The following is a 14,385-nucleotide window of genomic DNA, read 5'->3' on the forward strand; positions in this document are numbered from 1 at the left end:
TTCCTCGGAACCGGGCCCTTCGCAGTACAGAGCGGGCGACGGGAATCGAACCCGCGTAGCTAGTTTGGAAGACTAGGGCTCTACCATTGAGCTACGCCCGCACAGGACGCGCCGCAGGTCAGGTGACCGCGGCACAGAAGGCATCGTAGCGGGTCGGGGACCCTTGCCGCACACCCTGTTAATGCGGCGTCTTCACTGCCTGCGGGCATGTACCCTACGTGTCGCACCAGACGGGGTGTGGCGCAGCTTGGTAGCGCGTCCGCTTTGGGAGCGGAAGGCCGTGGGTTCAAATCCCGCCACCCCGACCACTGACCGGCCATGGGCGGCCCCGGCGCGATCTTCGGGCCTGATCGCCTTTGGGGGCGGGTAGCCGCTGCGGTTACTATGCAAGCTGCGCGCCCGTGTGTCTCTCGTCTGATGTAGTCCTGGGCGGCTAATCCGCCGGAGCCGTTCTGGCCCCGGCAGAATCCAAGAAGTCAGCCACAAGGAGACCGAACCGTGAAGAGCGCCGTGGAGACCCTGAACCCGACCCGGGTTCGGCTCACTGTCGAGGTGCCCTTCGAGGAGCTCAAGGACAGCCTCGACGCGGCGTACAAGAAGATCAACCAGCAGGTCACGGTGAAGGGCTTCCGCAAGGGCAAGATCCCGGCACGCGTCATCGACCAGCGGTTCGGCCGTGGCGCCGTGCTGGAGGAGGCCGTCAACGACGCGCTTCCGAAGTTCTACACCGAGGCCGTCAACGAGGCCGAGATCGACGTCCTGGGCCAGCCCGAGGTCGACATCACCGAGCTGAAGGACGGCGACACGCTGAACTTCACCGCCGAGGTCGACATCCGCCCCTCCCTGGAGCTCCCCGAGGACTTCTCCTCCATCGAGGTCGAGGTCGACGCCGTCGAGGTCACCGAAGAGGACATCGACAAGTCGGTCGAGCAGCTCCGTGAGCGCTTCGCCTCCACCTCCCCGGTCGAGCGGGCCGCCGAGGACGGCGACGTCGTCACGATCGACCTGGAGGCCAAGGTCGACGGCGAGGTGCTCGAGGACGGCGTCGCCAGCGGCGTCTCCTACACCATCGGCTCCGGCGAGCTCCTCGAGGGCATCGACGACGCCGTGAAGGGCCTGGAGGCCGGTGGCGAGGCCACCTTCACCTCCGAGCTCAAGGGCGGCTCCGCGGCCGGCAAGGAGGCCGAGGTCACCGTCAAGGTCACCCAGGTCGCCGCCCGCGAACTGCCCGAGCTGGACGACGAGTTCGCGCAGCTCGCCTCCGAGTTCGACACCCTCGACGAGCTGAAGGCCGACAGCCGCAAGCGCCTCGAGAACATGAAGCAGTACGACCAGGCCACGCAGGCCCAGGAGCGCGTCCTGGAGAAGCTGCTGGAGCTCGTCGAGGTGCCCGTCCCCGAGAAGCTGCTCGAGGACGAGGTGAACACCCGTAGGCACAACCTCGAGCACCACCAGCTCGGTCAGATGGGCCTCGACCTCGAGAAGTACCTCGAGATCCAGGGCAAGACGGTCGAGGAGTTCGACACCGAGACCAAGGACGCCGCGGTCAAGGGCATCAAGACCCAGTTCGTCCTCGACGAGCTGGTCAAGCGCGAGAAGCTGAACGTCAACCAGGAGGAGCTCACCGAGCACCTCATGCGCCGCGCCGCCTCCTCCGGCATGTCCCCCGACCAGTTCGCCCAGGCGGTCGTCGAGGGCGGCCAGGTTCCGCTCCTGGTCGGCGAGGTCGCCCGCGGCAAGGCCCTGGCCGTCGTGGTCGAGGCCGCCACGGTGAAGGACACCAACGGCGAGGTCATCGACCTGGACGACGAGGACGAGGTCGACGAGGTCGAGACGGCCGCCGAGGTCGCCGCCGAGGCCACCGAGGCGGACGCCACCGAGGCCGACGAGAAGACCGAGGGCTGACCACGCCCACGGCGCCCTGCACGTCGTAGGAAAGGCCCCTGGGGACATGTTCCCGGGGGCCTTTCCCGCCTTCGGCGGCTACGCCCCCGGCGAACACCCCAGGAACCGGGATGGCACGGCCGGGCCTGCGCGTTAGGGTCCATGAGTACGAGGGCAGGGGAGTCTCCGACACTGCCCAGCCCCGGCAGGAACACGTGAAGACGGCCCGGCGCCGTCGTAAGACGAGCAGGTGGATACGTGACGAATCTGATGCCTTCAGCCGCCGGCGAGCCTTCCATCGGTGGTGGCCTCGGCGACCAGGTCTACAACCGGCTGCTCAACGAGCGGATCATCTTCCTCGGCCAGCCGGTCGACGACGACATCGCGAACAAGATCACCGCACAGTTGCTGCTCCTTGCCGCCGCGGACCCCGACAAGGACATCAACCTCTACATCAACAGCCCCGGCGGCTCGATCACGGCCGGCATGGCGATCTACGACACCATGCAGTTCATCAAGAACGACGTGGTGACCATCGCCATGGGCCTCGCCGCCTCCATGGGGCAGTTCCTCTTGAGCGCGGGCACCCCGGGCAAGCGCTTCGCGCTGCCGAACGCCGAGATCCTGATCCACCAGCCCTCCGCGGGTCTGGCGGGCTCCGCGTCCGACATCAAGATCCACGCCGAGCGGCTGCTGCACACCAAGAAGCGCATGGCGGAGCTCACCGCCCAGCACACCGGTCAGACGTTCGAGCAGGTCACCCGCGACTCCGACCGCGACCGCTGGTTCGACCCCGAGGAGGCCAAGGAGTACGGCCTCATCGACGACGTCATCACCGCGGCCGTCAACATGCCGGGCGGCGGCGGCACCGGGGCCTGAGGCCCCCTGCAAGCCCCCAGCCGACCGCCTAAGCTCCTAGGAGACAGACAGTGAACGACTTCCCCGGCAGCGGCCTGTACGACCGCACGCGCGCCGAGTACACGGGCCCCTCGGCGGAGTCCCGTTACGTCATCCCGCGCTTCGTCGAGCGCACCTCGCAGGGCATCCGCGAGTACGACCCGTACGCGAAGCTCTTCGAGGAGCGCGTGATCTTCCTCGGCGTCCAGATCGACGACGCCTCCGCCAACGACGTCATGGCGCAGCTGCTGTGCCTGGAGTCGATGGACCCCGACCGGGACATCTCGGTCTACATCAACAGCCCCGGTGGCTCCTTCACCGCGCTGACGGCGATCTACGACACGATGCAGTTCGTGAAGCCGGACATCCAGACGGTCTGCATGGGGCAGGCGGCCTCCGCCGCGGCCATCCTGCTGGCCGCCGGCACCCCCGGCAAGCGCATGGCGCTCCCGAACGCCCGTGTGCTGATCCACCAGCCGTACAGCGAGACGGGCCGCGGTCAGGTCTCCGACCTGGAGATCGCCGCGAACGAGATCCTGCGGATGCGCGCCCAGCTGGAGGAGATGCTGGCCAAGCACTCCACCACGCCGATCGAGAAGATCCGCGAGGACATCGAGCGCGACAAGATCCTCACGGCCGAGGAGGCGCTCTCGTACGGCCTCGTCGACCAGATCATCTCCACCCGGAAGATGAACAACGCGGCCGTCCGCTAGTCGGAGGCTGTATTGTCTGCCGCCCCTTGGTCCGGTTCGTGTGCTTTGACACGCTGCACGTCAAAGTGAACCGCGCCAAGGGGGGCCCGAACGGGGGGCTCGGCAAGGTACCGTCGGAATAAGGCAGCACCAGGAGCCGCTGGACCTAGGCGTCTCCCAGGCGAAGGGGAAGCACACCGTGGCACGCATCGGTGACGGCGGCGATCTGCTCAAGTGCTCGTTCTGCGGCAAGAGCCAGAAGCAGGTCAAGAAGCTCATCGCAGGGCCTGGTGTGTACATCTGCGACGAGTGCATCGATCTCTGCAACGAGATCATCGAGGAAGAGCTCGCGGAGACGAGCGAGGTGCGCTGGGAGGAACTCCCCAAGCCCCGCGAGATCTACGAGTTCCTCGAGGGCTACGTGGTGGGCCAGGAGGCGGCGAAGAAGGCCCTGTCGGTCGCCGTCTACAACCACTACAAGCGCGTCCAGGCCGGCGAGAACGGCGGCGGCAACGGCCGTGACGACGCGATCGAGTTGGCGAAGTCCAACATCCTCCTGCTGGGCCCGACGGGCTCCGGCAAGACGCTGCTGGCGCAGACGCTGGCACGCATGCTCAATGTCCCCTTCGCCATCGCGGACGCGACCGCCCTCACCGAGGCGGGTTACGTCGGCGAGGACGTCGAGAACATCCTCCTGAAGCTCATTCAGGCGGCGGACTACGACGTCAAGAAGGCCGAGACGGGCATCATCTACATCGACGAGATCGACAAGGTGGCCCGTAAGAGCGAAAACCCGTCGATCACGCGTGACGTGAGCGGCGAGGGCGTCCAGCAGGCGCTGCTCAAGATCCTCGAGGGCACCACGGCCTCGGTCCCGCCGCAGGGCGGCCGCAAGCACCCGCACCAGGAGTTCATCCAGATCGACACGACGAACGTCCTGTTCATCGTGGGCGGTGCCTTCGCGGGCCTGGAGAAACTCATCGAGTCGCGGGCCGGCGCGAAGGGCATCGGCTTCGGGGCGACGATCCGCTCGAAGCGGGAGCTGGAGGCCAAGGACCAGTTCGAGGACGTCATGCCGGAGGACCTGGTGAAGTTCGGGATGATCCCGGAGTTCATCGGCCGTCTGCCCGTCATCACCTCGGTCCACAACCTCGACCGCGAGGCCCTCCTCCAGATCCTGGTGGAGCCGCGCAACGCGCTCGTCAAGCAGTACCAGCGCCTCTTCGAACTCGATGGCGTGGAGCTGGACTTCGAGCGCGAGGCCCTCGAGGCCATCGCCGACCAGGCCATCCTCCGCCAGACCGGCGCCCGAGGCCTGCGCGCCATCATGGAGGAAGTCCTCCAGGGCGTCATGTACGAGATCCCGTCCCGCAAGGACGTGGCCCGCGTCGTCATCACCGCCGACGTCGTCCACTCCAACGTCAACCCGACACTCATCCCGCGGGACGCCCGCAACGGCCGCGGCCCGGGCGAGGCGAAGACGGCGTAACTCCCGCCGCACACAAGGACGAACGAAGGGGCCCCGGTCAACCGACCGGGGCCCCTTCGCAGTTGAGTGCGTGCGTCAGACCTTGACGCGCACGTCCTTGCGGAGCTTGGCGGCCAGATCGGCCGCGTCCGACACCGACGTGCTCTTGCCCGCGACCAGGGCGGCCATGTCGTACGACACCACGTACGCGAGCGTGCTGTGGTCACCCCAGACGCAGACCGGCATCGTGACCTTCTGGCCGGACTCGCTGGACTCCATCTCCTGGCACTTCATGATGCCGTTCTCGAAGCCGGCGGGCTTCTGCTCGGCGGGCGAGCCCACGAGCGTGACGCCGGAGTCCTTGTCCTTCTGGGACTCCTTCTTCAACTGGGCGAACATCGCGTCGACGACCTTCTCCGGGTCGTCGATGCTGCCGTAGACGCCCGCGAACGCCAGGTTCTTCGCGGTCATGCCCTCACCCGCGGAGTAGGCCGCGCTGACGTCCTTGGCGTCCTTGACGCCCCACGACTCCGCGTCCTTGACGTCGCTCTCGGTCAGCGTGTCGGCGTCGGAGTCGTCGCCCTTCTTGTACGAGCTGTCGATGACGGCAGCGGGCGTCGTCAGCTTGTACGTGCCGTCGTCCGCGATGTCCGACCCGCCGCTGCCCCCGCCCCCGAGCACCAGGGCCGCGCCCACGCCGATCGCCGCCACGACCGCCACCGCGCCGATGATGAGGCCGAGCTTCTTCTTGCCGCCGCCACCGCCGGGCACGGGCGGCATCGGGGCCGTGTAGGGCTGCTGCCCGTACGGCTGCTGGCCGTACGGCGGGGTCTGCGGCGGGACGCCGCCCTGCTGGGGGTAGCCGTAGCCCGGCTGCTGGGGCGGGGGAGCCTGCTGGGGGTAGCCGTAGCCGGGCTGGGGGGCCTGCGGCGGCTGTTGGCCGTACGGGCCCGGCTGACCGTACGGTCCGGGCTGCTGGGGCTGCCCGCCGTACGGGCCCGGCTGGTTGTGACTCATTACTGGGTTCCCCTCCAGATGCTTATGCGTTCCAGACATCCTGACGCAGCCACCCCGCACCCACCGCATCGGGGGGTGGCACCGTTACAGAACAAAGCCGTTTCGGGACACCCCCGCGACACCCCTAAACTGAGCCCGTGACCGAGAACGCTCAGCAGCAGCCATCAGCGCCCGACACCGAACTGCCGACCCAGTACGCGCCGGCCGAGGTAGAGGGGACGCTGTACGAGCGCTGGGTAGAACGGGGTTACTTCGCCGCCGACGCGAAGAACGACAAGCCCGCGTACACGATCGTCATCCCGCCGCCGAACGTCACCGGCTCCCTGCACCTGGGGCACGCCTTCCAGCACACGCTGATGGACGCCCTGACGCGCCGTAAGCGCATGCAGGGGTACGAGTCGCTGTGGCTGCCCGGCATGGACCACGCCGGTATCGCGACCCAGAACAAGGTCGAGCAGCAGCTCGCCGAGGAAGGCAAGTCGCGGCACGACCTCGGGCGCGAGGAGTTCGTCGAGCGCGTCTGGCAGTGGAAAGAGGAGTACGGCGGCAAGATCCTCGGACAGATGCGTCGCCTCGGCGACGGCGTCGACTGGGACCGTGAGCGGTTCACCATGGACGAGGGGCTGTCCAAGGCCGTCCTCACCATCTTCAAGAAGCTGTATGAAGACGAGCTGATCTATCGCGCCGAGCGCATCATCAACTGGTGTCCCCGGTGTCTGACCGCCATCTCCGACATCGAGGTCGAGTACCAGGAGGACGACGGCGAGCTCGTCTCCATCAAGTACGGCGAGGGTGACGAGACCCTCGTCGTCGCCACCACGCGCGCGGAGACGATGCTCGGTGACACCGCCGTCGCCGTTCACCCCGACGACGAGCGCTACCGGCACCTCATCGGCAAGCGGATCAAGCTGCCGCTGACCGACCGCACCATCCCCGTCGTCGCCGACACCCACGTCGACCCCGAGTTCGGCACCGGCGCCGTCAAGGTGACCCCGGCCCACGACCCCAACGACTTCGCCATCGGCCAGCGCCACGGCCTGGAGTCGATCACGGTCATGGACGAGCGTGCCGTCATCACGGTCCACGGTCCCTTCCAGGGCCTGGACCGCTTCGAGGCGCGCTCCGCCATCGTCGCGGCATTGCGCTCGCAGGGCCGGATCGTCGCCGAGAAGCGCCCCTACGTCCACTCCGTCGGCCACTGCTCGCGCTGCAAGACCACCATCGAGCCGCGCCTGTCCATGCAGTGGTGGGTCAAGGTCGGCCCGCTCGCCAAGGCCGCCGGTGACGCGGTCCGCGACGGCCGGGTCAAGATCCACCCCGAGGACATGTCGAAGCGGTACTTCGACTGGGTCGACAACATGCACGACTGGTGCATCTCGCGCCAGCTGTGGTGGGGCCACCGCATCCCGGTCTGGTACGGCCCCGACGGCGAGGTCGTCTGCGTCGGCCCCGACGAGGAGCCGCCGACCGGCGAGGGCTGGCACCAGGACACCGACGTCCTCGACACCTGGTTCTCCTCCGGCCTGTGGCCCTTCTCCACGCTCGGCTGGCCCGAACAGACCGCGGACCTGCGGAAGTTCTACTCCACCGATGTCCTGCTGACCGGCCACGACATCATCTTCTTCTGGGTCGCCCGGATGATGATGTTCGGCCTCTATGCGATGGACGGCGAGGTCCCCTTCAAGACCATCGCGCTGACCGGTCTGGTCCGTGACGAGCGTGGCAAGAAGATGTCGAAGTCCTTCGGCAACGTCGTCGACCCGCTCGACTGGATGGACAAGTACGGCTCCGACGCCGTCCGCTTCACCCTCGCCAAGGGCGCCAACCCCGGCACCGACGTCCCGATCGGCGAGGACTGGGTCCAGGCCTCCCGGAACTTCGCCAACAAGATCTGGAACGCCACGCGCTTCGCGCTGATGAACGGCGCGACGATCGAGGGCCCGCTGCCGGAGCCGGAGAAGCTGTCCGCCACCGACCGGTGGATCCTCTCCCGCCTCAACAAGACGATCGCCGAAGTCGACGCGTACTACGACGACTTCCAGTTCGCCAAGCTCGCCGACGGCCTGTACCACTTCGCGTGGGACGAGGTCTTCGACTGGTACGTCGAGCTGTCCAAGACGACGTTCATGGCGGGCGGCGAGGGCGCCAAGGTCTCCGGCCGGGTCCTCGGCGAGGTCCTCGACGTCACGCTCAAGCTGCTGCACCCGATCGTCCCGTTCGTCACCGAGGCCCTCTGGACCACCCTCACGGGCGGCGAGTCGGTCGTCATCGCGGACTGGCCGAAGGACTCGGGCTTCCGCGACGCCGCCGCCGAGCGGGAGATCGAGACCCTCCAGTCCGTCATCACCGAGGTCCGCCGCTTCCGCGCCGACCAGGGCCTCCAGCCCGGCCAGCGGGTGCCCGCGCGGCTGACTCTGGACGGCACGGCACTGGCGCCCCACGAGGCCGCCATCCGCCAGCTCCTCCGCCTCCAGCCGGAGGGCGACGCCTTCACGGCCACGGCGACCCTCCCGGTCTCCGGCGCCGAGGTCGCCCTCGACCTCTCCGGCACCATCGACGTCGCGGCGGAGCGCAAGCGCCTCGCCAAGGACCTCGCGGCCGCCGAGAAGGAGAAGGCCCAGGCGACGGCCAAGCTCGGCAACGAGGCGTTCCTGGCCAAGGCCCCGGACAACGTGGTCGACAAGATCCGCGGCCGCCTGGCCAAGGCGGACGAGGACATCGCCCGAATCCAGGCCCAGCTGGACCGCCTGCCGCAGGCGTAAGGGCTGTACGTCGATGAGGGCGCTGGGGGCTGCTGAGCTCCGGGCGCCCTCATCGCCCTCAGAGGCGCGGGGAACTGCGCGACCAGCCACACACGGCCCGCAGTCGCCGTGAACGACCGGCCACCCCACTCCCTAGGCGCTCTCCACCGCCCCCTCCGTAGACTGGCCCCGTGAGCGACACCGACCCCTTCGACGAGATCATCGACGCCGAGACCGACCGCGACCCCGACCTCGCGGTCATCGAGGCCGGCAGCCGCACCCTCCGCACCCAGGGCGCCCCGCCGGAGGCAGACGTGCCGGCCCGCCCCGAGGACCCGGAGGTCGACAAGGCGCTGCGCGCGGTCGAGGCGGACCTGGCCACGCGGTGGGGCGAGACCAAGCTGGAGCCCTCCGTCAGCCGTATCGCCGCGCTGATGGACGTCCTGGGCGACCCGCAGCGGTCGTACCCCTCCATCCACATCACGGGGACCAACGGCAAGACCTCCACCGCCCGCATGATCGAGGCCCTCCTCGGCGCCTTCGAGCTGCGCACCGGCCGGTACACCAGCCCCCATGTGCAGTCGATCACCGAGCGCATCAGCCTCGACGGGGCGCCGATCTCCGCCGAGCGGTTCATCGAGACGTACGACGACATCAAGCCGTACGTCGAGATGGTCGACGGGCAGCAGGAGTACCGGCTCTCCTTCTTCGAGGTGCTGACCGGCATGGCGTACGCCGCCTTCGCCGACGCCCCCGTCGACGTGGCCGTCGTCGAGGTGGGGATGGGCGGCTCCTGGGACGCCACCAACGTCATCGACGGGGACGTCGCCGTCGTCACGCCCATCGACCTGGACCACACGGACCGGCTGGGGGAGACCACCGGCGAGATCGCGGTGGAGAAGGCCGGCATCGTCAAGCAGGACGCGACGGTCATCCTGGCCCAGCAGCCGGTCGACGCCGCTCAGGTGCTGCTGAAGAAGGCGGTCGAGGTCGACGCCACGGTGGCTCGCGAGGGGCTCGAGTTCGGGGTGGTCGCGCGGCAGGTCGCGGTCGGCGGGCAGCTGCTCACGCTGCGCGGGCTCGGCGGGGAGTACGAGGAGGTCTACCTCCCGCTGCACGGCGCCTACCAGGCGCACAACGCCGCCGTCGCGCTCGCCGCGGTCGAGGCGTTCTTCGGCGTCGGCTCGCAGCGGCCCGAGCCGCTCGACATCGACACCGTCCGCAAGGCCTTCGCGGCCGTGTCGTCCCCGGGGCGACTGGAGATCGTACGGCGCTCTCCCACCGTCGTGCTGGACGCGGCGCACAACCCCGCCGGTGCCCGGGCCACCGCCGAGGCGGTGGGCGAGGCCTTCGACTTCAGCCGGCTGATCGGGGTGGTCGGGGCGAGCGGCGACAAGAACGTACGAGGGCTCCTGGAGGCCTTCGAGCCGATCTTCGCGGAGATCGTCGTCACCCAGAACTCCAGTCACCGTGCCATGGACGCCGACGAACTGGCCGGGATCGCCGTCGAGGTGTTCGGTGAGGAGCGGGTCCAGGTCGAGCCGCGGCTGCCCGACGCCCTGGAGGCCGCGATCACGCTGTCCGAGGAGGAGGGCGAGTTCGCGGGCGGCGGTGTGCTCGTCACCGGTTCCGTCATCACCGTCGGCGAGGCCCGGCTGCTGCTGGGGAAGGGCTGAATCCCAAGAATGCGTACTCTCTGTTCCTCGACCCTGATCGGCGAGTTCTTCATCATCGGCTTCGCCGCGCTGGTCGCCATGAAGGACGACAGTCTGTCCACGTCGACGGTGTGGACGGTCAGCGGCATCGCCATGGCGTTCTGCCTGGTGCTGTGCGGTGTGATCACCCGGCCCGGCGGGATCGCCCTCGGCTGGGCCCTCCAGATCGCCCTCATCGCCTCCGGGTTCGCGGTGCCGACGATGTTCTTCCTGGGCGCGGTCTTCGCGGCGCTGTGGTGGGCCTCGGTGCACTACGGGCGGAAGGTCGACGAGGCGAAGGCGCGGTTCGCGGCGCAGGCCGACTCCACTACACCTGACGCTGCGTGACCGGCCGGCGGACACGCCCGGTAACCTCATCACCCCGCACATCTTTGATCACAAGGAGCCCGTCGTGACCCAGCGCACCCTCGTCCTGCTCAAGCCCGACGCCGTTCGTCGTGGCCTGACCGGCGAGATCATCGGCCGTATCGAGCGCAAGGCCGGCTGGCAGATCACCGCGCTGGAGCTGCGCACGCTCGACCAGGAGACGCTGGAGCAGCACTACGGCGAGCACAAGGGCAAGCCGTTCTACGAGCCGCTGGTGGAGTTCATGGCCTCCGGTCCGGTCGTGGCGCTGATCGTCGAGGGCGAGCGGGTCATCGAGGGTGTGCGCGCGCTGGCGGGCCCGACCGACCCGATCGCCGCCGCCCCCGGTTCGATCCGCGGTGACTTCGGTGTGATCGTCCGCGAGAACCTCATCCATGCCTCCGACTCCGAGGAGTCCGCCGAGCGCGAGGTGAAGATCTTCTTCCCCGGGCGCGCATAGGTTCCGTGCCAGGGTTCCGTGCGTAGGTTTCGTGGCTTTTCCTGACGGGGTGTCATTTCGCATGTCCGTCTGACCTGGGACGGCCGTATGTTTTCGGCCGTCCCTTGGCATATGCGTGCCGATCGGGGGAACGGGTGCCCCCGATGGACCGTCTCCACAAGCGCGGGGGCGTTTCATCTGCTGACAATGGCGAAGACCCTCGCGCAGTGTTCGCGTAGGCGCCACTACGATGGAAGCCTTCACGTCACAGCACCCACTTCGCCGACCTGAAAAGCACTCAAAAGCTCCCAGGAAGGCCAGACGAATCCTGATGGGGAACTCAATGTCGTTCATCGGCCGTGACATGGCTGTCGACCTCGGGACCGCCAACACGCTGGTGTACGTCAGGGGTCGCGGGATCGTACTCAACGAGCCGTCCGTCGTCGCGATCAACACCAACACCGGTGGCATCCTGGCGGTCGGCTCCGAAGCCAAGAAGATGATCGGGCGCACGCCCGGCAACATCGTTGCCGTACGTCCGCTGAAGGACGGTGTCATCGCCGACTTCGAGATCACCGAGCGGATGCTCCGCTACTTCATTCTGAAGATCCACAAGCGGCGGTATCTCGCCAGGCCCCGCGTCGTCGTGTGTGTCCCCTCGGGCATCACCGGCGTCGAGCGCCGTGCCGTCATCGAGGCGTCGTCCCAGGCCGGCGCCCGCCAGGTGCACATCATCGAGGAGCCCATGGCGGCCGCCATCGGCTCCGGCCTGCCGGTCCACGAGGCCACGGGCAACATGGTGGTGGACATCGGCGGCGGCACGACGGAGGTCGCGGTCATCTCGCTCGGCGGGATCGTCACCGCCCAGTCCATCCGCGTCGCGGGCGACGAACTGGACAACGCGATCATCCAGCACATCAAGAAGGAGTACTCGCTCCTCCTCGGTGAGCGCACGGCCGAGCAGATCAAGATCACGATCGGTTCGGCGTACGACCTCGACGCTGACGAACACACCGAAATCCGCGGCCGGGACCTCGTCTCCGGGCTGCCCAAGACCGTAGTCATCTCGGCCGCCGAAGTCCGCAAGGCGATCGAGGAGCCCGTCAACGCGATCGTCGACGCCGTGAAGACGACCCTCGACAAGTGCCCGCCCGAGCTGTCCGGCGACATCATGGACCGCGGAATCGTTCTGACCGGCGGCGGCGCCCTGCTGCGCGGCCTCGACGAGCGGTTGCGGCGCGAGACCGGCATGCCGATCCACATCGCCGAGGACCCCCTCGACAGCGTGGCGCTCGGCTCCGGCAAGTGCGTGGAGGAGTTCGAGGCGCTCCAGCAGGTGCTGGACGCCCAGCCGCGCAGATGACGTAACTCTTCGATTCCGCCGTACGAGATGATCTCCTCTCGTGCGGCGGATCGTTGATATAGAGGCATAAGCTCGCCCAAAGGCCTGAGCATCGTTTACGTCTGAACACCCGCACATTTCCTGAACACTGCACGTTCCTATGAGGAAGGCACGGCCGCCGCACGTGAGGGACACACGAGAGAGCCGGCTGCTCCTGGTGCTGCTGATCGCCATCGCGTTCGCACTGATCACGGTGGACATCCGCGGCGGGGAGGATTCACCGGTCGACGGTGCCCGCCAGGTCGCGGCCACGGTTTTCGGCCCCATCGAGGACGGTGTGTCGTCCGCCGTGAACCCGGTCGGCAACGCGGTCTCCGCGATCCGCGACTCCGGCGAGCGGCACGACCGGCTCGCCGCGCTGGAGAAGGAGAACGCGGCCCTCAAGGCGAAGCTCGGCAGCGACGACCGCAACGCCAGCCGCCTCAAGCAACTGAACAAGATGCTGAACGTGTCGGCCGAGGGCCAGTACGGCATCAAGGGCGCCGAGGTCATCGCCATAGGAGCGGCGCAGGGCTTCTCCTGGACCATCACCATCGACGTCGGCTCCAACGACGGCATCAAGCGCGACATGACCGTCCTCAACGGCGACGGACTGGTGGGGCGGGTGACGACCGTCGGCCCGAACACCGCCACCGTGCTCCTCGCCAACGACCCCGACTTCACCGTCGGCACCCGCATGGAGGCCGGCGACGAACTCGGCTTCGCCTCCGGCCAGGGCGACCGCCCGCTGCGCGTCGAACTCCTCAACGGCAAGGCCGAGGTGAAGAAGGGCGACCGTCTCGTCACCTTCGGCTCGCAGGCCGACAAGCCCTTCGTGCCCGGCGTCCCCGTCGGCATCGTCTCCCGCGTCGACCCCTCCGGCGGCGACCTCACCCGCACCCTCTACGTCACGCCGTTCGTCAGCTTCACCAAGCTCGACATCGTCGGCGTCGTCGTCGAGGCCCCGAAGAAGGACCCGCGCGACACGGTGCTGCCCGACAAGCCGAAACCGACCCCCCGGCCGACGGTCACCGTCACGGTGACCCCGTCCGCGAACGCCCCTGTCGACGGCCAGTTCGAGCAAGAGCAGTAGGAGCTGATTCCCCTTGCGTGTCAACCGGATCCTGCTCTCCACCTCCCTCGTCGTCGTCGCCCTGGTCCTCCAGGTCAGCGTCCTGTCCCGGCTCCACCTCCCCGGCGCCGTCCCCGACCTGCTGCTGCTGACCGTCCTCGGTCTCGCCATGGTCTACGGCCATGTCGGCGGCGCCCTCGTCGGGTTCGGCGCGGGTCTGCTCGCCGACCTCGCCCCGCCCGCCGACCACGCCGCCGGGCGCTACGCCCTCGTCCTGTGCGTCATCGGCTACCTCGCCGGACTCGCCAAACCGGAGAACGGCAGACTCAAGTCCGCCACCGGCCCGATGCTCGTCGTGGTCGCCGCGGCCGTCGGCACGACCCTGCTCTACGCCGGTGTCGGCGCCCTCGTCGGCGACACCGCCGCCCGCCATGTCGGCCTCGGCAGCCTGCTGTTCACCGCCGCGCTCTACGACCTGCTGCTCGCCCCCTTCGTCGTCCCCGGGATCATGGCGCTCGCCCGCCGCGCCGAGAACGACCCCCTCGCGGAGACCGGTTCCTCCGCCAAGAAGGCCACCGACATCTCCTCCGGCTGGCTCTCCTCCGGCACCGGCCTGAAGATCGGCGGCCAGCGCGGCGGCCTCGGCGCCCTGAAGACCAAGGCCCGGACCCGGACCGCGCGCGTCGGACGCATCAAGGGGGTCAAGCGGCTGTGAGTGCGCGCGCGTCGGCGGG

At 68.4% G+C, this 14,385-nt stretch carries 12 protein-coding genes and 2 tRNA genes; 12 read left to right on the forward strand and 2 right to left on the reverse strand.

Annotation, left to right across the window (positions count from 1 at the left end; all coding sequences use genetic code 11):
* Positions 1-30: 30 nt before the first annotated feature.
* Positions 31-101, reverse strand: a tRNA-Gly gene (locus ABKA17_RS24725).
* Positions 102-231: 130 nt separating this feature from the next.
* On the opposite strand from ABKA17_RS24725, the gene ABKA17_RS24730 reads away from it, so the two are divergent.
* From ABKA17_RS24730 to clpX, 5 genes are all read left to right on the forward strand, one after another.
* A tRNA-Pro gene (locus tag ABKA17_RS24730) sits at positions 232-308 on the forward strand.
* Positions 309-498: 190 nt separating this feature from the next.
* Positions 499-1,905 (forward strand): trigger factor, encoded by a 1,407-nt coding sequence (gene tig, locus ABKA17_RS24735; RefSeq protein ID WP_353694402.1) that lies wholly within the window; start codon positions 499-501, stop codon positions 1,903-1,905.
* A gap of 237 nt (positions 1,906-2,142) precedes the next feature.
* Positions 2,143-2,763 carry an ATP-dependent Clp protease proteolytic subunit gene (locus ABKA17_RS24740; RefSeq protein ID WP_353694403.1) on the forward strand — a complete coding sequence of 207 codons (621 nt, stop codon included), beginning with the start codon at positions 2,143-2,145 and terminating at the stop codon, positions 2,761-2,763.
* A 50-nt stretch (positions 2,764-2,813) separates the two neighbouring features.
* The gene (locus ABKA17_RS24745) at positions 2,814-3,494 is read left to right on the forward strand and encodes an ATP-dependent Clp protease proteolytic subunit (RefSeq protein WP_353694404.1); all 681 of its coding nucleotides are present in this window, start codon (positions 2,814-2,816) and stop codon (positions 3,492-3,494) included.
* A gap of 178 nt (positions 3,495-3,672) precedes the next feature.
* Entirely contained in the window at positions 3,673-4,962 is a 1,290-nt protein-coding gene (gene clpX, locus ABKA17_RS24750) for an ATP-dependent Clp protease ATP-binding subunit ClpX (RefSeq protein WP_353694405.1), read from the forward strand.
* A 75-nt stretch (positions 4,963-5,037) separates the two neighbouring features.
* Here clpX and ABKA17_RS24755 read toward each other — a convergent pair whose 3' ends face one another.
* Positions 5,038-5,958 carry a hypothetical protein gene (locus tag ABKA17_RS24755; RefSeq protein WP_353694406.1) on the reverse strand — a complete coding sequence of 307 codons (921 nt, stop codon included), beginning with the start codon at positions 5,956-5,958 and terminating at the stop codon, positions 5,038-5,040.
* Positions 5,959-6,095: 137 nt separating this feature from the next.
* Between ABKA17_RS24755 and ABKA17_RS24760 the strand changes: the two genes are divergently transcribed.
* The 7 genes from ABKA17_RS24760 (at position 6,096) to mreD (ending at position 14,366) form a co-directional block, all read left to right on the forward strand.
* Complete coding sequence (locus tag ABKA17_RS24760; protein ID WP_353694407.1) at positions 6,096-8,720, forward strand: valine--tRNA ligase; 2,625 nt, start codon at positions 6,096-6,098, stop codon at positions 8,718-8,720.
* A 170-nt stretch (positions 8,721-8,890) separates the two neighbouring features.
* Positions 8,891-10,375, forward strand: coding sequence for a bifunctional tetrahydrofolate synthase/dihydrofolate synthase (gene folC, locus ABKA17_RS24765; protein WP_353694408.1), 1,485 nt, complete (start codon positions 8,891-8,893; stop codon positions 10,373-10,375).
* A 9-nt stretch (positions 10,376-10,384) separates the two neighbouring features.
* A complete protein-coding gene (locus tag ABKA17_RS24770) occupies positions 10,385-10,741 on the forward strand; it encodes a DUF4233 domain-containing protein (RefSeq protein ID WP_353694409.1) in 357 nt (118 codons plus the stop codon).
* 64 nt (positions 10,742-10,805) lie between these two features.
* Positions 10,806-11,219, forward strand: coding sequence for a nucleoside-diphosphate kinase (ndk, locus tag ABKA17_RS24775; protein ID WP_353694410.1), 414 nt, complete (start codon positions 10,806-10,808; stop codon positions 11,217-11,219).
* A gap of 322 nt (positions 11,220-11,541) precedes the next feature.
* Entirely contained in the window at positions 11,542-12,561 is a 1,020-nt protein-coding gene (locus ABKA17_RS24780) for a rod shape-determining protein (protein WP_353694411.1), read from the forward strand.
* A gap of 163 nt (positions 12,562-12,724) precedes the next feature.
* Positions 12,725-13,672, forward strand: a complete 948-nt coding sequence (mreC, locus tag ABKA17_RS24785) for a rod shape-determining protein MreC (protein WP_353694412.1) — start codon at positions 12,725-12,727, stop codon at positions 13,670-13,672.
* Between the two features lie 13 nt (positions 13,673-13,685).
* On the forward strand, positions 13,686-14,366 hold the full coding sequence (mreD, locus tag ABKA17_RS24790; RefSeq protein ID WP_353694413.1) for a rod shape-determining protein MreD: 681 nt from the start codon (positions 13,686-13,688) through the stop codon (positions 14,364-14,366).
* The last annotated feature ends 19 nt before the right edge of the window (positions 14,367-14,385 follow it).

Origin of the sequence: Streptomyces sp. RG80 (assembly GCF_040446465.1) — a bacterium.
Classification (GTDB): Bacteria; Actinomycetota; Actinomycetes; order Streptomycetales; family Streptomycetaceae; genus Streptomyces.